Annotated in this window: 26 protein-coding genes and 2 other annotated features; of the genes, 6 read left to right on the forward strand and 20 right to left on the reverse strand. The window is 47.0% G+C overall.

The genetic code is table 11. The features are described 5' to 3' along the window. Nucleotides 1-147: 147 nt before the first annotated feature. Nucleotides 148-450: a binding site (T-box leader), on the reverse strand. Between the two features lie 55 nt (nucleotides 451-505). After that, nucleotides 506-864: a binding site (T-box leader), on the reverse strand. 87 nt (nucleotides 865-951) lie between these two features. The 6 genes from tsaD to ABIC22_RS03480 form a co-directional block, all read right to left on the reverse strand. Next, nucleotides 952-2,007 carry a tRNA (adenosine(37)-N6)-threonylcarbamoyltransferase complex transferase subunit TsaD gene (gene tsaD / locus ABIC22_RS03455; RefSeq protein WP_354478266.1) on the reverse strand — a complete coding sequence of 352 codons (1,056 nt, stop codon included), beginning with the start codon at nucleotides 2,005-2,007 and terminating at the stop codon, nucleotides 952-954. Continuing rightward, a complete protein-coding gene (gene rimI, locus ABIC22_RS03460; protein ID WP_336781105.1) occupies nucleotides 2,004-2,525 on the reverse strand; it encodes a ribosomal protein S18-alanine N-acetyltransferase in 522 nt (173 codons plus the stop codon). Before rimI ends, tsaD begins: the two co-directional genes overlap by 4 nt. Nucleotides 2,526-2,543: 18 nt before the next feature. Beyond that, nucleotides 2,544-3,395 (reverse strand): tRNA (adenosine(37)-N6)-threonylcarbamoyltransferase complex dimerization subunit type 1 TsaB, encoded by an 852-nt coding sequence (gene tsaB, locus ABIC22_RS03465; RefSeq protein ID WP_354485831.1) that lies wholly within the window; start codon nucleotides 3,393-3,395, stop codon nucleotides 2,544-2,546. 2 nt (nucleotides 3,396-3,397) lie between these two features. Further along, entirely contained in the window at nucleotides 3,398-3,880 is a 483-nt protein-coding gene (gene tsaE, locus ABIC22_RS03470; RefSeq protein WP_154892624.1) for a tRNA (adenosine(37)-N6)-threonylcarbamoyltransferase complex ATPase subunit type 1 TsaE, read from the reverse strand. A gap of 180 nt (nucleotides 3,881-4,060) precedes the next feature. Further along, nucleotides 4,061-4,237, reverse strand: coding sequence for an H-type small acid-soluble spore protein (locus ABIC22_RS03475; RefSeq protein WP_127538296.1), 177 nt, complete (start codon nucleotides 4,235-4,237; stop codon nucleotides 4,061-4,063). A gap of 4 nt (nucleotides 4,238-4,241) precedes the next feature. After that, on the reverse strand, nucleotides 4,242-4,538 hold the full coding sequence (locus ABIC22_RS03480) for a hypothetical protein (RefSeq protein WP_354478270.1): 297 nt from the start codon (nucleotides 4,536-4,538) through the stop codon (nucleotides 4,242-4,244). Nucleotides 4,539-4,736: 198 nt separating this feature from the next. Between ABIC22_RS03480 and ku the strand changes: the two genes are divergently transcribed. The 5 genes from ku (at nucleotide 4,737) to ligD (ending at nucleotide 10,036) form a co-directional block, all read left to right on the forward strand. After that, nucleotides 4,737-5,645 carry a non-homologous end joining protein Ku gene (ku, locus tag ABIC22_RS03485; RefSeq protein ID WP_127538150.1) on the forward strand — a complete coding sequence of 303 codons (909 nt, stop codon included), beginning with the start codon at nucleotides 4,737-4,739 and terminating at the stop codon, nucleotides 5,643-5,645. A 279-nt stretch (nucleotides 5,646-5,924) separates the two neighbouring features. Next, a complete protein-coding gene (locus ABIC22_RS03490; RefSeq protein ID WP_354478273.1) occupies nucleotides 5,925-6,794 on the forward strand; it encodes a VOC family protein in 870 nt (289 codons plus the stop codon). Nucleotides 6,795-6,973: 179 nt separating this feature from the next. Continuing rightward, nucleotides 6,974-8,086: a GerAB/ArcD/ProY family transporter gene (locus ABIC22_RS03495; RefSeq protein ID WP_354478276.1), complete on the forward strand. Its 1,113-nt coding sequence runs from the start codon at nucleotides 6,974-6,976 to the stop codon at nucleotides 8,084-8,086. Between the two features lie 51 nt (nucleotides 8,087-8,137). Continuing rightward, a complete protein-coding gene (locus ABIC22_RS03500) occupies nucleotides 8,138-9,094 on the forward strand; it encodes an ATP-dependent DNA ligase (RefSeq protein ID WP_354478279.1) in 957 nt (318 codons plus the stop codon). Nucleotides 9,095-9,145: 51 nt separating this feature from the next. Beyond that, nucleotides 9,146-10,036 carry a non-homologous end-joining DNA ligase gene (ligD, locus tag ABIC22_RS03505; RefSeq protein ID WP_095289012.1) on the forward strand — a complete coding sequence of 297 codons (891 nt, stop codon included), beginning with the start codon at nucleotides 9,146-9,148 and terminating at the stop codon, nucleotides 10,034-10,036. 77 nt (nucleotides 10,037-10,113) lie between these two features. Here the strand turns inward: ligD and ABIC22_RS03510 are convergent, their stop codons facing one another. Together ABIC22_RS03510 and cls are read right to left on the reverse strand one after the other, a co-directional pair. After that, on the reverse strand, nucleotides 10,114-11,022 hold the full coding sequence (locus tag ABIC22_RS03510; protein ID WP_127538146.1) for a YitT family protein: 909 nt from the start codon (nucleotides 11,020-11,022) through the stop codon (nucleotides 10,114-10,116). A 345-nt stretch (nucleotides 11,023-11,367) separates the two neighbouring features. Next, the gene (cls, locus tag ABIC22_RS03515) at nucleotides 11,368-12,807 is read right to left on the reverse strand and encodes a cardiolipin synthase (RefSeq protein ID WP_354478282.1); all 1,440 of its coding nucleotides are present in this window, start codon (nucleotides 12,805-12,807) and stop codon (nucleotides 11,368-11,370) included. A gap of 366 nt (nucleotides 12,808-13,173) precedes the next feature. On the opposite strand from cls, the gene ABIC22_RS03520 reads away from it, so the two are divergent. Then, nucleotides 13,174-14,520, forward strand: a complete 1,347-nt coding sequence (locus ABIC22_RS03520) for a hemolysin family protein (protein WP_354478285.1) — start codon at nucleotides 13,174-13,176, stop codon at nucleotides 14,518-14,520. Nucleotides 14,521-14,624: 104 nt separating this feature from the next. Here ABIC22_RS03520 and ABIC22_RS03525 read toward each other — a convergent pair whose 3' ends face one another. The 12 genes from ABIC22_RS03525 to ABIC22_RS30130 all read right to left on the reverse strand — a co-directional run bounded on the left by ABIC22_RS03525 (nucleotide 14,625) and on the right by ABIC22_RS30130 (nucleotide 26,387). After that, nucleotides 14,625-16,214, reverse strand: coding sequence for an alpha/beta hydrolase family protein (locus ABIC22_RS03525; protein WP_354478288.1), 1,590 nt, complete (start codon nucleotides 16,212-16,214; stop codon nucleotides 14,625-14,627). A 51-nt stretch (nucleotides 16,215-16,265) separates the two neighbouring features. After that, nucleotides 16,266-17,366 carry a DUF1648 domain-containing protein gene (locus tag ABIC22_RS03530; RefSeq protein ID WP_354478291.1) on the reverse strand — a complete coding sequence of 367 codons (1,101 nt, stop codon included), beginning with the start codon at nucleotides 17,364-17,366 and terminating at the stop codon, nucleotides 16,266-16,268. Nucleotides 17,367-17,389: 23 nt separating this feature from the next. After that, a complete protein-coding gene (locus ABIC22_RS03535; RefSeq protein ID WP_354478294.1) occupies nucleotides 17,390-17,785 on the reverse strand; it encodes a GntR family transcriptional regulator in 396 nt (131 codons plus the stop codon). A 219-nt stretch (nucleotides 17,786-18,004) separates the two neighbouring features. Next, the gene (locus tag ABIC22_RS03540) at nucleotides 18,005-19,078 is read right to left on the reverse strand and encodes an AI-2E family transporter (RefSeq protein ID WP_354478297.1); all 1,074 of its coding nucleotides are present in this window, start codon (nucleotides 19,076-19,078) and stop codon (nucleotides 18,005-18,007) included. Between the two features lie 176 nt (nucleotides 19,079-19,254). Beyond that, a complete protein-coding gene (locus tag ABIC22_RS03545; RefSeq protein WP_095289004.1) occupies nucleotides 19,255-20,049 on the reverse strand; it encodes an ABC transporter permease in 795 nt (264 codons plus the stop codon). Beyond that, nucleotides 20,042-20,950 (reverse strand): ABC transporter ATP-binding protein, encoded by a 909-nt coding sequence (locus tag ABIC22_RS03550; RefSeq protein WP_154892635.1) that lies wholly within the window; start codon nucleotides 20,948-20,950, stop codon nucleotides 20,042-20,044. Before ABIC22_RS03550 ends, ABIC22_RS03545 begins: the two co-directional genes overlap by 8 nt. 553 nt (nucleotides 20,951-21,503) lie before the next feature. Next, on the reverse strand, nucleotides 21,504-22,022 hold the full coding sequence (locus tag ABIC22_RS03555) for a hypothetical protein (RefSeq protein WP_354478301.1): 519 nt from the start codon (nucleotides 22,020-22,022) through the stop codon (nucleotides 21,504-21,506). Nucleotides 22,023-22,126: 104 nt separating this feature from the next. After that, nucleotides 22,127-22,690: a VanZ family protein gene (locus tag ABIC22_RS03560; protein WP_354485833.1), complete on the reverse strand. Its 564-nt coding sequence runs from the start codon at nucleotides 22,688-22,690 to the stop codon at nucleotides 22,127-22,129. A 29-nt stretch (nucleotides 22,691-22,719) separates the two neighbouring features. After that, complete coding sequence (locus tag ABIC22_RS03565; protein WP_127538134.1) at nucleotides 22,720-23,637, reverse strand: LCP family glycopolymer transferase; 918 nt, start codon at nucleotides 23,635-23,637, stop codon at nucleotides 22,720-22,722. Between the two features lie 35 nt (nucleotides 23,638-23,672). Next, nucleotides 23,673-25,004, reverse strand: a complete 1,332-nt coding sequence (locus ABIC22_RS03570) for a UDP-glucose dehydrogenase family protein (RefSeq protein ID WP_354478305.1) — start codon at nucleotides 25,002-25,004, stop codon at nucleotides 23,673-23,675. Continuing rightward, on the reverse strand, nucleotides 25,001-25,921 hold the full coding sequence (locus ABIC22_RS03575; RefSeq protein ID WP_483312525.1) for a cupin domain-containing protein: 921 nt from the start codon (nucleotides 25,919-25,921) through the stop codon (nucleotides 25,001-25,003). The genes ABIC22_RS03570 and ABIC22_RS03575 overlap by 4 nt, the downstream gene beginning before the upstream one ends. After that, complete coding sequence (locus tag ABIC22_RS30130) at nucleotides 25,887-26,387, reverse strand: sugar phosphate nucleotidyltransferase (protein WP_483312576.1); 501 nt, start codon at nucleotides 26,385-26,387, stop codon at nucleotides 25,887-25,889. The genes ABIC22_RS03575 and ABIC22_RS30130 overlap by 35 nt, the downstream gene beginning before the upstream one ends. Nucleotides 26,388-26,432 lie beyond the last annotated feature (45 nt).

Raw genomic sequence — 26,432 nt, forward strand, 5'->3', positions numbered from 1 at the left:
TAAACATTATCTATGCTGGTTTTTTCTCTCCTGAGTGCACGTCGACTTGCACTCCTGAATTCATTACCTGCTCACCATTCTTAAACGATGCTCTTCCACACCCACCCATTTGCTGCCGGCAGCAAAACAAATAACCCGCCATCTCATCTAAGAGACGGCGGGTTATATCCCCTCCGCGGTACCACTCTTGCTTGACGATTCCGGCTTGCGCCAGACATCATCCACCTCGTCTCCAGGCTCACCATCACTGCGCTGTCCATAGCGCTGCTTGATGGATCAATCTGGAGAAACACCTTATAACGGTGGTCAGCCGTTGCTGTGTACACAGGATTTCCTGTTTCCACAGCTCCGTTCCCGGGCGAGATTCAAACGATTCCAGCCACTGCGTCGCACCACCCCGCAGCTCTCTGAGCGCTTCATCGTTTTACTGCTCCCGTTCATTACATTTATCGTATGTAGTAACCCTTTTGTTCAATCAAAAAAGCCTGCCATCTCTCGCAATAATGCAAGAGACGACAGGCTGTAGCCATCGCGGTACCACTCTTGTTGACTTTCCATGCTCCCAAGGCAGCTACCGTATGCGTCCATACGGATCTATTTCCTCTAGGATGAAAAATCCCCTTTGTTATTGCCGAGTTCTTACCTGACATTCAGGTCATCTGCACAGCAACGGCCCAATCACGGAGGCAATCCGTAACGATGTACTTTCTCATGACCTGTTCGGCCTTCGGATCCTCCCAAGGAGTTTCCGTGTTCCATCGTTCCGCTTCCAGGCGAGTTTCAGGTTTCCTTCGACTGCGTTGCACCACCCCGCAGCTCTCTAAGACCCGGATTAACCTTAATATTCCTGTTCATTGCGTTTTCGGTTCAGGACTTCAATATCCTGTTTAAATTTGTAACTAATATACATTCTTCACATGCTGCTGTCAACTCTATAATTCAAATGTCCGGCTACACAGTCTGAACAGACCATGCCTCCAAGGATAATCCCGGATCTGCCTTGGCATCAAATTCCGAGATTTCACCCCGCTGCCATTTCAAATACGCGGCCGCTCCGATCATGGCTGCATTATCCGTGCAGTACTCCATCGGCGGAATCAGTAATTCAAGCCCTTCCTTGGCACATCGCTCCTGCAGAGCCGAGCGTAAACCGCGGTTAGCCGCAACGCCTCCGCACAGCAGCAGCTGGCGTGATCCGTATTCACGAACGGCCCGCACAGCTTTCTCCACCAATACTTCAACCACTGCTTCCTGGAATCCGCGTGCAACAGCAGACGGTTCCAGCGTTTCTCCACGCATTTTGGCCTGATTGAGGGCGTTCAGCACAGCAGATTTCAATCCACTGAGACTAAAATCATAAGAACCCGCTTCCAGCCACACCCGAGGTAAGGGCACAACCTGTTCTGCTTCAGACGCCATCCGGTCCACATGAGGGCCCCCCGGATATGGGCACCCCAAGGCACGTGCTACCTTGTCATAAGCCTCACCTACGGCATCATCCCGCGTACGGCCAATCAGTTTGAACTTACCCTCGGATTCCATATGCACTAGCTCCGTATGTCCACCAGACACAACCAAAGCCATCGCAGGATATTGCAATTCATGTGTAAGCCGGTTGGCATAGATATGGCCAGCAATATGATGCGTGCCAATCAGCGGTTTGCCCAGAGCCATGGCAAGCGTTTTGGCCGCAACGATACCTACCAGCAATGCACCCACCAGACCAGGTCCCTGCGTTACGGCGATTGCGCTCAGGTCTCTTGGACGGATACCGGATTGTTCAATCGCCTGTTCCATCATCAAGGTAATCACTTCAACATGCTTACGTGAAGCAACCTCAGGCACAACTCCACCAAATGCCTTATGTGTCTCAATCTGACTCGAGATCAGGTTGGACAATACTTCCTTTCCATCCTTGACCACGGCAACCGATGTTTCATCACAGCTGGTCTCCACCGCCAATATATAGGATGGAGTTGATTGTTGTTTATCACTCAGTTCGTTCATGAATCCGTTACGCTTCCTTCCTCTTCGCCGCTCCGGCCAGCAGGCGGCAAATTCGCCCACATAATCATCGCATCCTCCTGATTGTCGGAGTAATAGCCTTTGCGAAGACCTGCCGATTCAAACCCTTTTTTCTCATACAAACGCTGGGCAACCAGGTTCGATACCCTGACTTCCAGTGTCATTCGCTCCATGCCGAGATATGCTGCTGTCTTCATAAGCTCATCCAGTAGCTTCTCCCCCAGCTTGCGACCCCGGTAAGCCTGTCTTACCGCAATGTTGGTAATATGAGCCTCGTCCATAATGGTCCACATCCCGGCATATCCAATAGCCCTGCCGTCCAGTTCCATGACCATATATTTGGCAAAATGATTATTTGTTAATTCGTTTCGAAACGCTTCTTCCGTCCAGGGCATCGTAAATGCCTCATGTTCAATAACCATGACATCCGGAATATCATTCAATGTCATGAGTCTGAACTGAAGTGCTGCATCCTGTATGCTGCTTTCCTTATCGTCCATCCGCTCGCCACCCTTCTTTCAGCCTTTGCGCAGTAGATTGGCTTCCGCTTCGGCCAGCTGGGTGTAGTTGGGCACCAGCGCGTGCACATCATCGCGCTGCCCTGCAAGCAGCGCTTCGGCGCCAAGGCGCCCGATCCAGCGGCCTTCCAGCTCATAGGGAACGAGCTGGAGCGCCGTATCTGCAGGGCAGCGAAGCTCAGCCGCTGCTGCCGCATGCGGGCCCGTCTCGCCGACAATCCAGACGGCTGCGGGCCGCTCTTCCGGCGCCGCCTCCGCCATGCGGGCGGCGAGGGCTTCCAGCCATCCGTCCATCAGGCGGATGGCATCTGGCGCGAGCCGCCGGGGCGCATCGCTCCCGGCGGAGGCAAACAGCGCGGTGTAGGCCTGGCCGCGCCGCGCATCCACAAGCGGAACGATCCAGTGGACTGGGGCGGCACCTGTGCCGCCATGGTCCGCGGATGGCGTTCCGCCAGCCCCTGCTGCGGCAGGTTCATCTGCCGCAGCTTCAGCCTTGGCCGCGAGGCCGCGATGCCAGCCGCCCCAGGCCATCGCCTGCAGGCTGGACACCCCGGCAACGGGGATGTCCCATGCCCAGGCGAGTGTCTTCGCCGCTGTTACCGCAATGCGGATACCTGTGTATGAGCCTGGGCCGATGCCTACGGCAATGCCGTTCAGCTGACCAGGTGCAGTGCCGCTGGCTGCCAGCAGCTGCTCCATTACAGGCACGACGTGCACGGAGTGATTCCGTTCGGCACGTTCATTTCGCTCCTCCAGCAAGGCGTGATCTTCCATCACCGAGGCAGCCATCACCGCAGTGGACGTATCCAACGCCAAAAACCGCTGACGCGGCTTTTTTTGTAAATCTTCCATCATCATTTGACTCCATTCTGTCTGAACTGCCGGCACATGGCGGCATAAGTTTCACCGTACCCATCCAGCGTAATCGTGCGATCCTCCGGACCGGTTGTTTCGATCTGTACATGCAAATGGTCTTCCGGCAGCAGTTCGGGAATGATACTGGACCACTCCACCAGACTGACTCCGGCTCCATAGAAGTATTCATCCAGTCCAAGCTCGTCCGCTTCTTCCAGTGAAATACGATACACATCCATGTGATATAAAGGCAGACGCCCTTCATATTCCTTAATCAGCGTAAACGTGGGGCTGTTCACCACTTCACGTATACCCAGATGCCAGGCAAACTTTTGTGAAAATGCTGTTTTGCCCGCACCCAAATCACCGTCGAGTGCAATGACCATTCCGGCCGTTGCCTGTTCAGCAAGTGCGGATGCAAGCGCTTCTGTATCTGCAATGCCATGGGATTGATACACCCACTGCTCATGCGTCTTATTCACTATACGCCCCACCTTTGGCGGTCAACCGCCTGAGTTCACTTTGAACCTTATTATATCGGTCCCTTTCTTCCCCCGCAAGCATCGGGGATGCGAGGCAAAAGAGGAACTTACCCTTCACAAACTCAAATAAACCGGCACCTGACGGCACCGGCCTTACCTGGACATCCTTGCGCTTATTCTCTACTCCTCCAGGCGATCCACACGAACCGTCTGTGTATTACCCGGATTGCTGCCTACTTGAACGGTTGCCATTCCATTAGCCTCATCCACATGTTCGATCCAGACCGGATCCCCCTCAAGTGTCACGGCAATGGTATCTTTCGAATCGTAAATTGCCTTGGCGCGTTTCACATCCATCATCTTATTCATACTCTCCTTCCGGATCATCATGTGGTTCACGAATCATCGTGTCCGTCGTACTCTCACCAATAAACCCGTTATCCTCCGTAACCTGACCTCCACCTAACCCTTCATTCACCATCCGGTCAATGTCGAGCATGAAGGACTCCCGATCAAGTGGCAACTTTTCGGAAGTCACCGCTTCCCAGTTCACCGCTGCAGCTGGCGTGTAAAATTCTTCAGCATCCTCTGCCCCGGCAATGGGATATGGAGAAAAGGTACGTTTGTGCGCTTCTTCTTCATCCCTAGTGTTCTTCATTTCGGCACCTCCCAGCTTGTTCGATGTCATACACTTCCTGACTCACATGCTTAAGACTCAATACCTTGTTCAAGCATGTTTCTGTTATCATCCCCCAGTCAGCCCGAACCATACGAATTCATCCTGTAAGCGATTATCCAGACACGGAAATGCCCATACTACATAATAAAAAAAGGTATCCCGGAAAGGAGCCGACTCATGCATACGGTCTGGAAAGGTGCAATTAGCTTCGGTCTCGTGCATGTCCCTGTCAAAATGTTCTCGGCTACCGAAGACAAAGACATCTCCATGCGATATATCCATAAGGTCTGCGGCAGCCCGCTCGCTTATGTACGCCAATGTCCTTCCTGTGAGGTGGACGTGAAGTGGGAAGAAATCACCAAGGGTTATGAATACGAAAAAGGAAAATTTGTCCTGTTCGAAAAAGATGAGCTGGAGGCACTGAATGATTCGGCCAGCAAAACCATTACCATCCTGGATTTTGTGGATTTGACGGAGATCGATCCCATCTATTTTCAAAAAACCTATTACCTCTCTCCCGATCAGGCCGGCGGTAACGCTTATCAGCTGCTGATGACAGCCATGCGGGATACAGGCAAAATCGGCATCGCCAAGGTCTCCATTCGTTCCAAAAGCAGCCTCGCTGCCATTCGGGTTCTGGAGGATTGTCTCTCCATGGAAACCATTTTCTATCCGGATGAGATTCGTCCGGTCTCACAAGTACCAAACTTGCCAGAAGTTCAAAATGTCAATGATAAGGAATTGACGATGGCAAAGCTGCTGATCGATCAACTGTCCACGCCTTTTGAACCCGGCAAATATACAGACGATTACCGCAATAAACTGCTGGATCTCATCAATCACAAAGTCGCGGGTGAAGAGATCAAGATTGCGCCGGCTAAACCGGAAGCAAATGTCATGGATCTGATGGCAGCCCTTCAAGCCAGCATTGAGGCAGTCAAGCCCATCCCTGCAGACCCGGGAACAACGACAGCCAAACCCAAAAAACGCGCTCCCAAAAAGACAGCTGTGCAAGCCGTGGTCGGAGGCGATACCGAAGCAGCTCCAGCCAAAAAGAAAAGAGCCGCTTCCAAGCCCAAATCATAACGAACAAAATCTTTACGATATGACCCATCCGGCTCCGTTAGCCGGATTTTTATTTTTTTATAAGCCCTCATGTCCTAGTTTAGGTTTGCTCGAAACGTGAAAATACAATTGACGAAAGAAGATTTATATTTTATATTAACTTATGAAAAGTAACTTATTTATCATTATAAAGTTTATCCTATAGGATCCAAAGCGAGAATGATCTAACGTACCTATACTTGTTAACGCAATTTAGATGAGATGATCTTAAACTTTTTTTTATATGAGGAGGAAATGATGATGACTACCCCATACCAGATCCCTGCAACGACTCACTTAGGTGAAGTAAGCCTGCGAATAAGCAACCTGGAGCGCTCCATTCAATTTTACACCGAGGTGGTTGGACTTCGTTTATTAGAACGCCAGGATAAGGTCGCAACGATGACCGCCGACGGCAAAACGTCGCTGCTGCGCCTGGAAGAACTGACAGATGCGGTGACATTGCCTGTTCGCTCTCACGCGGGCTTGTACCATTTTGCCATTCTGCTGCCTGATCGCAAGTCCCTCGGGCTTGCACTCCGCAACCTCGCCGCTTCCGGCATTGAAATCGGCCAAGGAGATCACCTGGTGAGTGAGGCCTTTTATATTTCCGATCCGGATCAAAACGGCATTGAAATCTACGCTGACCGTCCGCGTGATACCTGGAGACGTGATACTGACAACAACTACATCATGGCGAGCGATCCGGTGGATGTACAGAGCTTGTTCGATATCTCGGAGAATGAGCCATGGCATGGCCTGCCGGCCGGAACCGTTATTGGTCATGTACACTTTCATGTACGCAGCCTGGAGGAATCCCGTCGTTTCTACACGGGTGTGCTCGGCTTTGACGTCGTTGGCAATTTTGCAGGCATGTCAGCCTTGTTTGTTTCGGCAGGTGGATATCACCACCATATCGGCCTGAATATCTGGGCAGGCACAGGCGCTCCTGCGAATCCGAACCAGGCTACGGGAATCGACTACTTTACCATCGTATACGCCGGACAAGAACAACTGCAGCAAGCGCTGGAACAATTGCGCACGCAAGGTGCCACACTTGAAGAACTGGGCGGTCAATGGTTTACCATTGATCCGCAGAATATCCGTATACGGCTGGTTACAGCAGAATAATCGGGTTACTCCATCATTTTTTGATCTTCCGTTTCATACCGAGGAAGCTCGGACAGTGTACATCTCTTAATCCTTTGATTTAGAGATGATGCCCTCGTCCGGGCTTTATTTATTATAAATATGGTGAATTTGGCGCATCCTAACCTAATATCCAGCTCGATCGATGAAGGAGAACCCACATGGTTGAAAAGGGACGTCTGACTGTAAGGCAGCTTGCCGCCTTAATGTTCCTCTGCACAATTGGTGAACAAATACTTGTATTTCCGGCCATGATCACCTCATTCGCCCACGAAGATGCTTGGATATCCGCTTTACTCGGTGTCGCCGGGGGTATGGGGATTCTGTTCATTTTTTTGGTCGCCTATAAGCTTCACCCCAAACTCAATCTGATCGAAAATGCTCTTCGAACATTGGGACCTTGGATCGGGGCCTTGTTCAGTTGTTTTTATTTGTTTTACTTTTTGATAAGCACATCGACATTTGTCAGAGAAATCGGGGATTTCATGTCTACCCAGATTTTGAGCGAATCACCGCTCTTGGTTGTGCATCTGCTCTTTGTCTTCTCCCTCGTATGGGGACTCATATGCGGACTGGAGTGTATAGCCAGGAGTGCAGAGCTCTTTCTTCCCTTGATCGTATTTTTTCTGGTTATTCTGACGGTTTGTCTGCTGCCTCACTTGAAGCTGGACAACATCCAGCCTGTTCTTGCCCATGGCTTGGTCGATCCATTTCGAGGCTTTATCGCTGTGCTGACTTATCCTTATTGCGAGTTGTGCATCTTCCTGATGCTATTTCCCTATGCCAAGAAGGAGCCACATTGGGAGAAGGATATTCTTCTGACAGGACTTATTGGTGGCCTGATGCTTACACTGACGCTGACCATTTGTCTGCTCGTCATGGGGCCATTCATGACGCAGCATCACTGGTTCGCCTCATTTCAGCTGTCGCAAAAGATAAATATAGGCAATTTTCTGCAGCGGATTGAAGCCTTTATGGCATCCGTCTGGATTATCGCCGTTTATTTCAAAAGCATTCTGTTCTTCTACAGCTTTATCCTGGGGGTTACGAACCTGTTCCGACTTTCCAGCTACCGTAAGCTTATCCTGCCTGCAGCCTTTTTGATTTTGGCCATGTCCATTCTGATCGCTCCGGATGAGGTCTTTTATCTCAAAGTCATTATCCCTTATTGGATCGACTGGGATCTTACGTGCGGCATCGCACTTCCTGTGCTGCTTATTTTGGTACATAAATTGAAGTCTCTTGCTTCAAAACGAGAAGGCTATAACAGGTAAGCACTTCTGATTACGTTTGCTCAATAATGCCACCCGAAAGGAGCCCTGCACATGTTTAAGCCTCTGATCCCCTTTGAACCTATATCCCGGGATAAGATTCCAAACGGACCTAACTGGATTGCCCAGGTGAAATGGGATGGCGTTCGCATGCTTGCGTACGAGGATGGCAATGAACTCCGATTAATTAACCGTAGACTGCACGACCGGACAGTTCAGTATCCAGAACTGGTCTCTGACCGCAATCTGTGCAGCGTCCCCTCCTACATTCTGGATGGCGAAGTGATTGCGCTTGACCCTGAAACGGGAAAACCTTCTTTTTACCATGTGCTGCGCCGGGACCGCATGAGCAAACCAGACGGGATCGCCCAAGCCGTGTACCGGATTCCAGTGACTTATATGGTTTTCGATATTTTGTACTGTGATGGAAAATGGGTCACCGATCAACCACTTGCAGAACGCCAGCGTCTGCTGCATCGTGTCCTCAACCCGGGCTCACACGTTCAGGAGGTGACCAATACCTCCGATGCGGCTTCTCTGCTCACCGTTATGAGACAGCATCAGATGGAGGGGATTGTCTGTAAAGACCTGACAAGTACCTACGGTATCAATGGCAAGGATCAGCGCTGGCAAAAGGTTAAAATCATGCATGATCTATATGCCATGATTGGCGGGGTTACCTACCGGAGCGGCGTCGTTAACGCCATTGCGGTTGGTGTATATGATGGGCCTCATTTTGTCTATATTGGTCATGTCGGCACAGGTAAACTGAACTCAGCCAGCTGGCGTAAACTGACCGAGGAAGTCGAACCGTTGATTCAAGAGGAGCGGCCGTTCCATAACGTGCCCGAACGAAGCTCCGAAACGACATGGATCAAGCCCCAGATCGGAGTCAAAGTGCAATTCATGGAACTGACCCAGCATCGCACCCTACGCCATCCGAGTATACAAGCATTCGCGGAAGTATCTCGGGAAGACTGTCTTGCCAGCCAACTCATGAATGGAGTGTAGTAAGCGCGCGTGATATTGGCTTAGATCTATATCATGAAAGGAGGCGTCCATATGCCCCGTACGATCAAAGGTACCATTACCATCGAAGGAATAGAGCTTACTGTAACCAATCCGGATAAACTGCTGTGGCCTGAAGCAGGAGTAACAAAAGCCATCTATTTGCAGAAGCTTGCCGCTATTGCTCCCTTTCTGCTGACGTACACCAGGAACCGCCTCCTGACAACCATCCGATATCCGCATGGTGCAGGCGGTGAATTTTTTTATCAAAAAAATGCTCCTGAACCCATTCCTGATTTCGTACGTACCGAGATCCACGAAGGCATCCGCTATATCGTCATGGACGGTCTTCCGGAGCTGCTGTGGCTCGGGAATCTGGCCGCCCTGGAGTTCCATCCCTCCTTACATGCTGTAGGCAGCCATCTCCCATGTGAATGGATGATTGATCTCGACCCCTCTCTTGAAGAGGAGCCGCGTATTATGCAGGCTGCTTTAATAGTAGGTGAAACGCTGACTTCCCTTGGCCTCCGTTCTGTACCCAAAACTTCAGGTGCCACAGGCATACAGATCATCGTTCCCATCCGTCAGGGCGTCACCTTTGATGAGCTGCGGGATATTGGTCATTTTGTCGGCAAGTATGTCACTCAGAAGCATCCGGACCTGTTCACACTGGAACGGCTCAAAAAAGACCGGGGCGATCGCATTTATTTTGACTACCTGCAGCATTATGGCGGCAAAACCCTCGCAGCTCCGTACACACCGCGAGCCAAACCCGGAGGTACCGTATCCACCCCGCTTACGTGGGATGAAGTTCGGAACAATGTGTCGGTTAAGGATTATCACTTGATGAATATTGTGGAACGGCTGCAGCAGGTAGGTGATCTCATTGCCAGTGTTGAGCCGCAGCCAGTGGAATTAATTACGCAGCATCTCAAAAAGAAATAGCCGGCATCCCTCAAACCAAGGGCGCCGGCTATTTTTTTCATTTGTTATTATAAGCTTCTTACATCGGATAAGACTCGCTAATGGATACCTTTTTTCTTGAAACGTCCGCCCTTCACGTCATGAATGTTACCGATTGCCACAAAGGCATGCGGGTCCCAATCTTCCACGATAGACTTCAGCTTCGCTTCTTCCAGACGAGTAATGACCACAAAGATAATCTTTTTCTCATCTCCACTGAATCCGCCTTCCCCATCCAGGAAAGTAACCCCACGACCAAGGCGGTCTGTCAGTGCTGAACCGATATCCCGGTATTTCTCACTGATAATCCATACCGATTTGGACTGATCCAGACCTTCGTTGACGATATCAATCATCTTCATTGCAATATAATAGGCGATCATGGAATACAGGGCATTCGGCCAACCGAATACAAATCCTGCGCCTGCGAAAATAAACACGTTAATGAACAAAACGATCTGCCCGACCGACAGCGGTGATTTCTCACTAAGCAGGATGGCCACAATCTCCGTACCATCAAGCGATCCCCCGGACCGGATAACGAGACCCACACCGACCCCCAGGATTAATCCGCCGAAGACAGCTCCGAGCAGCGGTTCACCAGGCGTCAATGCAGGAACATGGTGCAATAATGACGTTCCGATGGACATGACAACGATACCGAGCAATGTGGACAGCGCAAACGTTTTACCAATTTGTTTGTAACCCAAAATCAGGAACGGCAAGTTGAGCAAGGTCAGGAAAATCCCCAGCGGCAGATGCGTGAGCTCTGACACCATAATCGAGATCCCCGTAATCCCACCATCAATTACACCATTGGGCACGAGAAATATTTCAAGTGATACGGCCATCAGTGCGGCACCAATCAAAATCATTACAATACGTTGCAGGAGCTTCAGCGTAAATACCGAGCTTTTTACACTCCGATCCGGCTTCGATGTTATTTCTTTAACCGTTACATTGGACATGGTATCCCCCCCGTTTGATCAATATGTGAATCAATTTCATAAATCATTTAAATACCAACGGGGAAGCTACATATAGTAGAAAACGATCTCGCTTATCTCTATACGCACCCTTCTGTATAAGCATCTAAAGGCTATATGAAATGGATTCAAATATGTCTTAATTCAGGTGTACACTTCGAAAAGAGAGCAAAAGGGAGCCTGTTTCCCGCAGACTCCCCTCCTTCGCCAAGACATGATTTATATATTTATTATATCATAAAAGATCAAATTTGAGCAAAATAGTTAGCAAAAAGAAGATAAATTCAAAAAAAGTGAATTTATCTTCAGAAATCGAACCTAAAACGGCTAAAGCAGCGGAGAAAGCATGCGAGAAAGCATTTCCGCCCCTTTTTGTCTTCTCGAACGCCCTTGAAAGACTTCCAGATCAATTTTGCTGCATTCCTGCAGATCCCGTTCAAAATCTTCAATAAGCCGATTCATTGAGGAGGACTCAAACAAGACAGCGGTCAACTCAAAGTTGCAGAAAAAACTGCGCATATCCATGTTGGCTGTCCCCACGGTTGCAAGAAGCTCATCCACAATCATGACTTTGGCATGTACAAACCCTTTTCGATATTGATAAAACTCCACTCCTGCACGAAGTAATTCCTCAACGTACGAGAGTGAGGCTAAATGGACAAGCAGGGAATCAGACTGATACGGAATGATGATTTTAACATCCACCCCGCTTACGGCTGCCGTCTTAAGCGCTTCATACAGAGCAGGGTCCGGGATGAAGTAAGGACTCGTGATATAAATCCGGTTACAGGCCACCGAAATGGCTCCAAAACACATTTCCTGAATCGCATCCCACTCCTGGTCGGGACCGCTGGCAAGAATTTGAATGCGTTCTTCACCGCTGCATATGTGGGGCGGGAACAATTCGGTTAAATGAGGTTCGGAAATCTGCTCTCCAGAAGCAAGCTTCCAGTCATTAAGAAATGTATTCTGTAGGAAATAAACAGCATCTCCCTCAATCTGCACATGGGTATCCCGCCAAAATCCAATATTCGGATACTGCCCAAGATAATCATCGCCCACGTTAATCCCGCCCACGAATCCTACCTTGCCATCCACAACGACAATCTTACGGTGGTTGCGATAGTTCACCCTGCGATCAATCGTAGCGATCAATGGTGGAAGAAAGAAGTGAAACTCCACTCCCGCTTCCTTCAGCTTGCGGATAAAGCTCCAGCTCATTTTATGACTGCCCAGACCATCACAAATAAATCGAACTCGAACCCCTTCTTGTGCCTTGCGGATCATCAATTCCTGAAATTGGGTACTTATGACATCATCACGAAAAATATAAAATTCCACGTGTAAATGATGTTTCGCCTTTTCCATTTCATGCAGCATCGCAGCAAATGCCTCTTCTCCGTTCGTCAATACTTTGCTGTGGTTACAACCGGTTATGGGGCTCTCCGACAGATGAGACAATAAATTGAACAACCGCTGCTGGTGTTTAAAACGATTATCCGGCATTTGCGATGCATCTTCTACGATATGAGCTTGGTCCCAGATTGTCTCCCTAATTTCCCGAAAGATTCTCGAACCGGCCTTACGGACCTTCTTTCGTTTGTTGTAATCTTGTGCTACAAAGTAATACACAACAAACCCAACGAGTGGGACACAAAATAAAATAAACAGCCAAGCTACTGCTTTTGCCGGATTACGAAATTCCAGCAACAAAATCGTGGCTGCCTGAAAAATAAACACAATCAATATGATGACCAGCCAAAACATCAGGCTTCCCCCTCGGTGACAATCTTCTCTTTCTCTCTCACTTCATCAGTTTTGACGATAAAGGATATAGCTAATCATAGATACCCAATGTTAGGTCCATTCGTAACGTTCGCATAGATAAAACTTTACATACACAAACTACCCTTAGGCTTTTTTGCCCTCCGTTTCCTCAGAAATGGTTGTCTATTCTGACTGTGTTTGCATCTACATATTCATCATTGCGTCTGAGAAACCGCGTCACAGCGCCGTTTTGGGCAATTGCCCTTCCATAGTCTTCCTCTTCAACTCCCCTGAAGGTGGTCTTCTGGCGTTAAATTCGATATAATATTCGTTAAAAACTTATTACCTAAAGGAGAAGAGTAGTGAATGGACAGTGAGAGGTATGCGTTAAATTTAGTATTGGTTGCGATTTTGATAGGATTTTCAGCATTTTTCGTTGCGGTGGAATTCGCCCTGGTACGAATTCGTCCAAGCCGGATTGATCAAATGATTGCAGAAGGAAACAAGCGTGCTCTAGCTGTCAAACAGGCTGTCGCCAACCTGGATGGATATCTGTCCGCATGTCAGCTCGGGATTACCATTACATCCCTCGGTCTTGGATGGCTTGGTGAACCGACGGTAGAGAAAATTCTCCACCCTGTGTTTGAAAGTTTAAGTATGCCTGAGGCGCTCTCATCATTCTTATCGTTTGTTATTGCCTTTGTTGCCATTACATACTTGCATGTTGTGGTTGGTGAACTTGCTCCCAAAACGATTGCAATCCGCAAAGCTGAAACGGTTGCTCTGCTGACGTCTACACCTATCATCTGGTTTAACCGAATTATGTATCCTTTTATCTGGCTGTTGAACGGCTCGGCGAATCAACTGGTCAAATTGTTTGGAATCAAGCCTGCGTCCGAGCATGAAGAGGCGCATTCAGAAGAAGAACTGCAAATTATCATTAATGAAAGCTTCGAAAGCGGCAAAATTAATCAGGCGGAGTTCGGTTATGTCAGCCGGATCTTTGCTTTTGATGAGATGCTCGCCAAAGAAATCATGGTACCCCGGACCGATATGGTCTGCCTTTATGTCAATAAAACAAATGAAGAAAACCTGGAAATTATCCGGGAAGAGCAGTACACCCGATTCCCGGTTGTGAATGAGAGCAAGGACGATATCATTGGTATCATCAATACCAAACAGTTCTTCCTGGAGCTCTACGGAAACGACGAACCTGTCGATCTGTCTTCCCTGATTCAGCCTGTATCGGCTGTTCACGAAACAACTCCGGTTAAGGATCTGCTCAAGAAAATGCAAAAGGATGGCGTACATATCGCCGTACTTGTCGACGAATATGGCGGAACTTCCGGAATTGTAACCATTGAGGATGTGCTTGAGCAGATTGTTGGTGAGATCCGCGACGAGTTCGACGCAGACGAAGTGGAGGATATCCAGGTCATCAATGAGAACTATGTCATTATGGATGGCAAGGTTTCCTTATCAAAGGTGAACGACATGTTTATGTCCAGTCTGGATGCAGATGAGTGGGACACCATTGGCGGATGGCTCTACAGCCATCGTCCAGAGATGAACGAGCAGGATGAGTATGAGTTCGAAAACCTGACGTTTGTGCTACTGGAAAAAGACAAAAACCGTTTCTACAAGGTGGCTGTTGTACCTAAAGAACCACTCGTCATGTCCGATTATACCGATGAAGACGAGAAAGAGGCCTAATTAAGCTAAATAAAGCAACTCCATAGATAATAAGAAGAGCACTTACCTACATCGGTAAGTGCTCTTCTTATATTTTCCGTTCAATATGTCACTTCCCCATGTTATCACTCAACGTTTAATACCCACTTCGCAATATCATCGATAATGGCTTTGGAGACATTAGATGGCTCAGCGTACTCTTGACCAATCGAAAGTCCATCATAGCTGGATAACAGATGATTTACCTTTGGATAGCTATTGTACGTTACATTGGAATGACCTTGAAGAGCCGTTTTCCAATTCTGGAATTGATCCATAGACACCTGCACGTCATTCTCGCCTTGTATAATAAGCATCGGTGTACTTTGTGTTCTAGCCAGTTCCGCAGGCACATAATCTCTCTGCTCAAACCACCAATAAGCAGGTTGAAGTGGGAACGCCTCAGGAAGATGATCTACAGAATATTGAGGATCTTTAACGATCGCAGCAACATTTTTATAAAAATCAGCTTGTTCCTTAATGATCTTCGTGTCTAAACCAAGCTGCTTCATCCGATCTACCAATTCGTCCTGCTGCTCGGTAAGCACATCCACAAAGCTACTACTTGGTGCAGCAAGTAGGATGCTTCCTGCAATATCATGTTGTTTATCCTCAGCAATGATTAACGGCATTGCAAACCCGCCTTGGCTATGTCCAGCTACAAAAATCGCTGTAGAATCAATATGTGCATTCTTTTTAAGTAATTCTACTGCATCGGTTACCTGATCTACGCTTTCTTGTTTTAATGTGAATTTTGGCTGTGAAGCAACCTTATAGGTATACTCATATGTGACCTTATCGTATCTTAATACAGCAACTCCCTGTGAAGCTAAACCTACCGCAAGATCGCGAAATGGCTTTGCCCCACCAATGGCAGCATCTTGATTGCTAGCCCCTGAGCCGTGTACCAGAATGACGACCGGGAAAGGTCCCTCTCCCTTGGGCAAGGTTAATGTCCCTGGTAAAGCTAGATCATCCTGACCAACCGTAATCTTTTGTTCTGTATACGCAGATGGATCGTCGTAACTTGGTTTTTGATATACATTTGGAGTAGCCGCCGCAACATACAAGTCATCCACCAGTCCGTTATGATTCATTCTGACCGTAATATTTAAACGAGTAAGCTCTGTTTCAAAAGTATAGGTAACATTGCGATGCACTGTGTTATTTTCCACATGTTTAGCTATGGCTTTACTTGTAATTTTGCCATTTTGTCCTTCTAATGCTGACCATAGCTGACTCAATAACGCGGGTGACAACACTCCACTCACAGAGGTATGAACATACTTGGCAGCCTCCTTGCCATCCCCTTCACTTATAAGTGAAATGAATATATCCTCAGGTGCTGCCTTCAGTGCCTCGGTAAGAAATCCCCCATCCATAAAGGTAACCCCTTTCGTTAACTGAACAGGATGGTCTAAGGGAATGACTTGCCCATTCACCATCGCCTGTTTCTCCCCTACCTTAACTACAATCGTAAGCTCATTTTTTCGTATTGTAATTTGTCCTGTGTTTTGTTGCCAAGATACCTCTGCCCCATTCTTTGCTGCAATCTCACGAACAGGAACTAGATTTTCATGATCAACGGGTTTCTCAGCAGCTGCTGAGATGGATGTTACCGGCAGGATAAGGCATACGAAAGTAAGAGAACATAATAGCTTTTTCCAATTGTTCATCGTAATAACTCCTCCTAATCATTTATATGATATGCATAGATCTATGAGCCTTTATTGGCTCAGAACTCTGCTTATAACAACAATAGCAATGATAAGTAACAACAGGACCCAAGATAGTGGACGAGCGAAGTTAATCGTCCAGCCTATTCCATAACGTTTTTCTACGGTAAAAGAGGGATCACTCGCATTGAAGTAAATAAAACCCAGCTTCCAATGCTTATCATCATTCACAGGCTGCTCCTTAGAGCGTTCGCTACCCTCTTGATGATTTCGAATTTCACCACCGCCTTGTCTGCCTGTGAGAGACAGCAATACAGCGCCCAACACGATCACCACAGGGACGATGAAGCTGATAGCAGTTAACAAGACCAGATTGGAGACGAACATATTAATCTGAATGAATGCAAATAATATAGTAAGTAGAAGCCCTGTTATTATCGTAAATAGAGACCATTTACGGCGGAATTGAATATGTTTAGCAACAAATTGGGCAGGATCAGTCGTGGTAAGCTGCTGTTTGCTTGTTTTAATACTCCAGTTCACCAGCATCATGAGTGCAATGATTCCTAGCTGTACCAGATTAATAGCCAGTACCGAAAGGTAGGTTTTAGGCACACTGGAGGTGACATTGCCCTGAAGATCATATTTCATTGGAATGACGTTAGGTAGTGCATCATAATTCAGGATCGAAATGATCGCAACGGCTGCAATAACAGCCATATGAATGAGAAACCAGTAGTTGGAGTACGTGAGCTTATTTTGGCGGAAGGTGGTATCAATTTTAACCCGTTGAGGAGCTTCTGCAGTTGGAAGTGTTCCCTTTAACTTTTTCATCTTGAAATGAAAAATTAGATGTAGTGCTACCCAGTACACAATAAACATCATGGTGCAAATACCGATGATTATTGCAGTAGACTCTTCATTAGCAGATCGGAGTAAATAAAGGCAGACAAGTATAACCATCCCGTTTCCGATCAGACTTACTGCAGCAAACGTTTTACGTAACTTACGTAAGATGGGGGTGTAGTAATTATATTCGCTTACCGTAACCCCAAAGCTAATGGTTTCTCTTGTTATATAAGGTGTAAAGGAGAAAAGTAAGGCTAATGGAGCAAAGATTAAGACGACAGATAAAATACTAAATAGTTGCATACATAACACACTCCCTTATTCGTTTATTCCTTGTTGTGCCCCATTTTTACATCATCATAGATTTGATCTAATGCCGCAGATAATTCCTCTTTGGTCATTCCTCGACATATCGCTTCGGCAATAATCGGTCTTAATTCACCTTGCTGCTTTTTCAAAAAATCATCCGTTAGACCAGGCATTCCATCAGGGTTTACTACAACTCCCTTTTGTCTGTGAATTAGTATGTACCCATCTTGCTTGAGTAGTGTATAAGCCTTATTGACCGTATGAAGGTTAACACCAATATCTGCTGCCAAATTCCGAACTGAAGGTAGCGCCTCACCTAGCTGCAGCTCACCACTAGCAATGCCTTCGATAATTTGATAAACCAGTTGAGAATAAATGGGAAGCTCGGACTGCATGTCAAGTTGAATAATCAAGAGTTCACCTTCTTCTTTGTTGTCTGTTATATATCAAGTATAACAGATATAACATAAAGGGGCAATGCGCATGGAAATAAAGCCGCATATCAATGGCAGGGGCAGGCTTACCTAACCCTTCACCATTGATATGCGGCTTATCTTCATGAGCTTAGTCTTATGTCACTGTTGAGCAAATATGAGTGGAGGCACATGACCGTGTTGTATTTTACATTCCATTCAAAGTTCAGTCTTATCTTCGACAATCCGATAATGGATTTTGCGAACTATAATTTTCAGGATCATATATAGCGGAATAACGATGATCATACCCAAAATGTTCCACAAGTCGGCACCCACGAGCAACAGAATAACCGTTGTCAGCGGATGAATATCCAGCTGCTTGCCATATACATAGGGAGATACCAGGTTATCTTGAATCTGCTGGGCAACGACAATAATGATCAGCGACCAGATCGCCATCGACGGAGATTCAATAAAGGCCACAATCACGACAGGTATCGCTGCCAATATGGCACCCACATAAGGAATAAAGTTCAATATGATGGAAGCTACCGTCAGCAATAACGCATATGGCAAACCAAGGATGAGAAAACCAATGTACATCAGGATCCCGAGTGCAACATTGACAATAACTCGCCCAACAATAAAATTGCTCAGCGCTTCATCAATTTCGTGAACGGTCTCTTCTCCGTCCTTCCGATAACGTCTCGGCAAAAGCAGGGTGAGATTGATGCCAAACTTGCTGCCTTCCTTAAGCATGTAATACAGCATAATTGGAAAAGTGGCCAAAATGATGACCAGATTGGATACAACCGAGAACAGGCCGGACAGATAATCACTTACCTGTGTAATTCCCTGTGTCAGGAATTCGGAAAATCTTGAAACAAGATCCGAGTCCTCCGGCAAGTATTTGGACAGGAATCCGCTTCTCTCCAATTCGTTTAGCTGTGCACTAAGTGAGGCTATCAAAGCTGGCGTATTTTCAATAAAGTTCCACAGTTGCTCACGAAGTGACGGCCATATGAGCACGCTAAACCCGGCAATCAGCAGGGCAATCACAACATAAATAATCAGAACAGATAGGGCCCTTTTCAACCGATGTCGTTCCATGAAATCAACAAGCGGCCGAAGCAAATAATAGAAAAAGCCCGCGATTAACAGCGGAATAATAATGATATGTATTAGTGATGTTAACGGGCGAAAAATAAAATTCACCTTATCTCCCAAATACACAATGAGCAGCAGCAAAATAATGGCTGTGCAAATTCGGTAGAACTTGTTGTTTATCAAGAAATCGATCCCCTCCATACACTGCTCTGCCAGCACTGGGCTATAATCTGATATGCCTTCTTCAGTCACCTGATTATATGTACCCTTAAATGCAAGTATTGCCACATTGCATGTCAGTTAACGTGAAGAGCCTTACTCTTGCCGATGAAAAATGAGCAAAAAAAAGAAGCAGGCGGTTAGCCTGCCACATCTCTTTTGCTGAATACAACCCACGAAACAACCATAAAAATCACATAGTACACGGCGAGTACGGCAACCGAGAAGCCAAGGGTCATTCCCGCGTTCCCCCCGCCGAACAATCCGAGGTCCATTCCCGAATTCATATACCGGCTGAGATCCATGTTATTAAATAGTACATATTTGGCCCAGTCATAGCGAGCCGGATTGAAGATCAAGGCAAAGATACTCTGGGTAAACATGATAAACAGTGACAGGCCAATGGCCAGTGCTCCCGAACGAAACACGGAGGAGACCATAAAGGCAATGGCCAGCGTAATAAACAGATCAACATACAGGTATGCCCATAACGTAAAGGCATACGATGCCGAGGTTACGCCTCCAGCTGCACTTCCATCATGGGAGAACAGAACATAGGACATTCCCGTTGCGAGCAAGAGAATGAGCACTGTACTGAGCAGACTGAATCCCAGAACCGTAATGTATTTTGAAGCCAGAATTTTGCTGCGTGACCACGGACGAATAAGCAGCAATTTAATTGTGCCCCATGTGAATTCACCAGCTACCGCTTCAGCCGCAATGACCACACAGAAGATGGTATTCAGGAAGAATACGATCTGAACCGTCGTTATTGCCGCTTCCCAGAAGTATACGTCACCGCCTCCCATGCCTTCTCTCAACAGGACCGGAAGCAGCAGCGAAATTAAAGCCAAAAATGAAAGCATAATCCAGGTACGGGGACGCCGGAAGATTTTCATATTTTCATTCAACAACAGATTTCCAAAGTTAGGCAATACCTCCGCCCCCAGTCACTTGTAAAAATTGATCTTCGAGTGTATGTGTTACGTTGCGGATACCGTATACCTGAATACCTTCACTTACCAGTCTGGCATTGAAATCCGGAATCTGGTCACGCGACAGGCGCACCACAAGCATGTTGCCTTGAACAGTCGCATCCTGAATAAGTTCTGAGGCACGCTGTGTATCATTTACCTCAAAGGCCACTTCCGCGAGTGCATCTGCTCCAGCTTCAGCTTTGAGGTTTCTCACGTCAATCAACTTACCATTCTGGATAATGGCGACCGTATCACACATGAGTTCCATCTCTGACAACAGGTGACTGGACACAAAGACCGTAATGCCTTCTTCTCGGGTGAGCTGACGAAGATAATCCCGTAGTTCCCGAATCCCTTGCGGATCAAGGCCGTTGGTTGGCTCATCCAGCACAAGCAGCTTCGGCTTATGTAATATGGCCTGGGCGACACCAAGACGCTGACGCATGCCCAGAGAATAGGTTTTCACCTTATCATGAATTCGGGCGGTAAGCCCCACACGCTCAATGGTTTCCGCAATGCGTTCCTTGGTAATCCCTGGCGACATACGGGCAAAATGGACGAGATTCTGATATCCGGTGAGAAATTTGTACATTTCCGGATTCTCTACAATGGCACCTACCTGGGCCACCGCCTGCTCAAATTCATTTTTGATACTATGTCCCGAGATGAAAATATCTCCCTTACTAATGGACATAAGTCCAACCATCATCCGGATCGTTGTTGTTTTCCCGGCACCATTAGGCCCTAAAAAACCAAAAACCTGCCCCGGAGAAATATCCAGAGTCAGGTCGCTGACCAACGATCGGGAAGATATGATTTTACTGACGCCCTGAAGTCGGACGACCGGCTCCTGCTGCATGCAATTCCCTCCCTCATCGACAGGCTAATAAATCATGCCCGCCTCTCATATGAACATAGTGTATCATAATCTTTGGTATAATGTCCCGTAAACTGGGTGTTCTCTTTACGCTTCATATGGATCTGACACGCTCCACAGCATCCAAGCGGCATCTCACTCCGGTAAAATCCGGTGCGAAATACGTGATTGCCTCCATAGCCCTCTTCCTTTAATTCGACAGAGCCTCTACCAACCGACACAATCATCCCACAACTGACACAGTAAAAGCGGCTCGTTTCGATCACAGAAATTCCTTCCCCTCAACAAGGAGCAATGTAGTCCCTGTTATTTGTCGTTAGAAGCTGAATTTTGATACATTTTGTATCTACCTCGTAATTTACTTGACCCCGGGACTATTGTCAAGCCCTTTCAGGCTTTGAAATGGAGTAAAACACAAAAAAAGCTCTATAAATGCGACAAAAGTCTCGCATTTATAGAGCTTAGATTAGGAACAATGATACAATATGATGCAAAGTATAGGTGTATATTAAACTGCCAACCCACATCATGGGGATCACTCGCTGCCCTCACTTGAATGCTGTTCATCGCCCTTGCCAGGGTAATACCAGAGCAGTGTCCACTCCTGTCCATCCTGCACGACGTAACAGGTCTGTACAATGTCCAATTGCCCAAAGGTACTTCTGTACTTCATGGTTATTCCGACCTTGTATGCCTCGGGAAACGGCTTTACGCCATCCATCACCGTTACATCAAATTCCCGCTCGGGCTTTCCCATCTCAAACTCAAAGGTTTCCACGCCAAAATGCTGCATGAAGATATGAGCCCTGGACTGCAAATAAGCACTTTTGGAGAAACGCTCTTTCATCAATGGGTGAAACAGCTCCCATGAGCTGCCGAAATCGCCCGCCTGCTCATACTTGTAAAACTCTTCAACCACCGAAGCAGCGTCGTCCGGCGCATCTGCACGAAAGAGATATGGGATCGTTCTGCCTATTAACCATAGCAGCAACAGCACAAGTGCGATGAATCCGATCTTTTTGAACAAGGCATTTCGATTGCGTCTGCGCAGCATGTTCGTCCCTCCTGTCCTACTCCATTCTTATGATGAATAGCAGGAAAGTAGAAGCTGGAGGAACAAGAGCATTTCCTGGGAAATCCCTTTGTTTAAGATCATCCTCAAGAACTCGAATATCGGCGAGACCTTAATTTACAGATCACTGTCTTCGTCATTACATATATTGCAATTCCGAAGAAGCCTCCCATCAGATCCACACCGATATCACGTATCGAACTTGTTCGATTGGGGCTGAACTGCTGTATATATTCATCGATCGAGGCTATTATAGCCACCACAACCAGCGAAGCAGCGATAGAGGTCACCATTCGCATTTTCCTGTATCGCAGTCCACCGTAGACAAGTACTGCGAGCACAGCATAGACAAACAAGTGTGCACTCTTGCGAAAGATAAACTCGGCAAAATCATACGGTCTCTGTCTCAATGAATAGTCATTCTCTCCGTAAGTGAAGTGTACATCAGGCAAGGCGAATCCGATTTTGACGTTTTCGGACAATTGATGCAGCCAAGGCTGAATGGTCTGCTGTTGGTATGATTGTTTGGACATGGACCAAATCACCAAAATCCAAACTGCAACCAGCAACAAGGATAAGATAAAACCGTATAATCTCCGTTTGCGTCCGTGTCTCCTTTTTCTGGAGCCCTCCTCCATCCGTATTGTCATCACCACTTTCGTTGCCCAATCCAAAACCTTTATTTCTGCAAATTCTCCTGAATTATTCCATGAATGCGATCCCGTTCCTGTTGTTCCACAATGTAATAGTAAATACCATTGATTTTTTCGCCCTTGCCCTTGATTTCCACTGTATCAATATGTTCAAGATCACTGCGGTAATCCAGAATGAGTTCCTTCATTTCATCAAACGTCAGATCCGTCCTAACGTGTGTCCCGAGCTCATCCAGCATATTTTGAAGGTTGAGTACACTGGAGAACTGCATTGTATTTTTCATCATTTGCTTCAATACTTCACGCTGTCTTCCATTACGACCTAAGTCTCCTTGGGGATCATCATACCGCATTCTTGAAAAACCAAGCGCAGCCACACCATCCAGATGAATATTTCCCTGTTCATAACGTCGGCCGTCGTAATCGAACGCAAACGGATTATTTACGTCCACACCGCCGACCAAATCAATGATTTTCGCAAAGCCTTCCATGTCCACCTTCATGTAATAGTGAATAGGGGCATCCAGAAACTGTTCCACGGTTTTCACCGACATGTCTACACCGCCGAAGGCATAAGCATGATTGATTTTGTCTTCTGTGTTGTGGCCTACAATCTCGGTTCGTGTATCCCTCGGAATATTAAACATAAGCACTTGTTTTTTGCCAGGATTCACACTTAATACGATCATAGTATCCGAGCGCCCTGGATCGTTCGGGCGTTCATCCACCCCGAGAATAAGAGCATTGAAGGGCTCTTTACTATTAATATCAACAGGCAGCCCGCCTCTACTGTCCGATATGGACACGGGCTGAGCTGGATCACGCGGCTCATAGATCTGATCAGCCGTAGATTTGACGGATTGGTATAGATACGTCGCATACCCAAACACTGCAATGACGAAAATGGAAACCACCCAGATCGAAATTTTCATCCACTTTTTCATGGTATTTCCTCACTCACGTTATGATGATCTTCCGTTTAGATGATTGCTGCCGCTTTGCCTTCAGCGTGGTTAAGCCCAGGACGACCTATAGAATAATACTGGAATCCGGAGGCTTTAATCTGTTCCTTGTTGTACACGTTACGTCCGTCAATCATGATCGCTTCATTCATCATGCTTGCAAGCTCCTTCAGATTCATTTGGGAGAACTCCTTCCACTCGGTCAGCACGCAAAGGGCATCGGCTCCTTTGGCCGCATGAAGGGGGTTTTCTTCCCAAACAATCGAGGCGGCATCAACTTCTCTGCGGAAGTTAGTTGTGGCAATCGGATCATACGCCTTAACAACAGCCCCGGCCTCTGTCAAATACCTAATTATATCAATAGCTGGTGCGTCCCTGACATCATCTGTATCAGGCTTAAAAGCAAGACCCCAGATAGCAATGGTTCTACCACTAAGGGTTCCAAAAATTTCCTCAAGCTTGCGAATCACATTGAAACGTTGATCCTGATTCACCTGAACTACGGATTTCAATAATCTGAAATCATAATCCACTTGACCTGCAATCTGAATCAGTGCCTGTGTATCTTTCGGGAAACAGGAACCACCGTAGCCAATGCCAGCTTTCAGGAATGAAGAACCAATCCGTTTATCATATCCCATGCCTTCCGCTACACGTGTAACATCTGCGCCAACCTTCTCACATATATTCGAGATTTCGTTAATAAATGATATTTTCGTTGCGAGGAATGCATTGGACGCGTACTTAATCATCTCTGCCGACCGAATGTCCGTAATGATCAAGTTTTCGGTTAATGGGCGGTGAAGTTTCTTGAGCGCCTGAATCGCTCGTTCACTGTCCGTACCAATCACGATACGATCCGGGTTCAGTGTATCCTTAACAGCCGAACCTTCCCGTAAAAATTCAGGTACCGAAGCCACATCAAATGGTTGAGTGGAGATACTCTGGATGAGCTCTCTTACGCGATCATTAGTGCCCACAGGCACTGTGCTCTTGGTCACAACAATTTTATAGCTCTCCAGATGGGTACCAATCTCGATTGCCACTTGCTCAACAAATCCCAGATTGGCCTCGCCGTTTGGCAAAGAGGGGGTTCCGACTGCGATAAAAATAATATCGGATTCACGAATAGCCTCTGCGATATCGGACGTGAAGGATAATTTGCCTGCCCGTTTGTTGGCAACCATGAGTTCCTGGAGTCCAGGCTCGTAAATGGGTACTTCCCCTGCGTTCAGCATTTCAACCTTGTCCTGATTGTTATCTACACAGATGACCCGATTGCCGAGTTCAGAAAAGCAGACTCCCGATACAAGACCTACATACCCTGTTCCAATTACCGCAATATTCATCTTGTTTTCCCCCAGTTCACACAATTTTGGATGATGTCCGCCCATTCCATTTCAATTCTTACAATGTCCTCTTCGATCAACTCGCTACCCATCTGAACTTCAATAATTTCAAGTTCCGTGGTAGCTCTTACACTATGTTTTCCGCCAGATGGGATTGAAATGGTATCGCCCTGATGAATCTGTTGTAAATCACCATCCAGAATAAACTCACCCTGCCCGGAAACAACCGTCCAAACTTCGTTTCGTTTCAGATGATATTGATAGGACAGATTTTTATCGGCTTCAATAATAATGCGTTTCGTTAATACCTCTTCGCCCTTGGAATTCCGTGTATAATCGAGCACTCTATAGCAGCCCCAGCGACGTTCTTCATACATAGGGCGTTCCGCACTATCTTTCAAGACTTCTTTGATCTGTGGACTTGCCTCTTTCTCGCTGACCAGAATACCATCCGGACTTGTAGCCACAATTACATTAGAAACGCCCAGTACGCATACCGGGATGTTCAATTCGTTGACCAGATGTGTATTTAATGAGCTGTCTGTAACAACTCCCTTGCCCACAATGTTAGTGCTCATCTCATCCGTCAGCGTATTCCACGTCCCCAAGTCTTTCCAGTATCCATCGTAAGGTGTAACGACAATCTGAGATGCTTTTTCCACGACTTGATAGTCGAAACTGATTTTCTCCAGTCTGCCATATTGCTTAAGCATCTCTTCATACTGGATGGGCAGCTCAAGCTCGATCAGCAGATTAATCAGATAATTAAGCTTGAACGCAAAAACCCCGCAATTCCAAAGGGCAGATTGCTCGATCATCTCTGCCGCTTCAGCCTCGCGAGGTTTTTCTTGAAAACGGGATACCTTGGCGTACTCTATTGGTTCATCCCATGGTTGCCATTCGTTGTGCTGGCACAATATAACCATACTTTTCAGAAGGGTGCGTAGGCTGTACGCCAATCAAAGCCAATTCAGCACCCGAAATTTCTAACACCTGTTCTAGCTCGGTAACCTTGTAAAAGAAAGATTCCTCCACATATGGGTCCACCGGAAGTATAGCTACCGTTTCATTCAGCCCTACCCCTTGCACCGAATAGAGATATACAGCCGTCAGAGCAATAGCCGGGAAGGTATCCCTGCGTTCTGGCTCAACAACCAGATCCACTTCTTCTCCCAGTTGACTGCGTAAAATTTCCACTTGAGGTTTACTCGTAGCAATCGTCGCCAGTTCACTCAATCCCGTTTGCTGCAGCTGCCGCCATACACGCTGTACCATTGATTCCGATTGCCCTTGCGGCCCTTCTAGCACCTTGAGGAACTGCTTCGAACGTGTATCATTGGATAAGGGCCACAACCTTTTGCCTGATCCTCCGGAAAGAAGCACGATTCGCAATATGATCACTCCACTCTATATTTTTCAAAAAACGGA

Origin of the sequence: Paenibacillus sp. PvP094 (assembly GCF_040546835.1) — a bacterium.
GTDB classification, from domain to species: Bacteria; Bacillota; Bacilli; order Paenibacillales; family Paenibacillaceae; genus Paenibacillus; species Paenibacillus illinoisensis.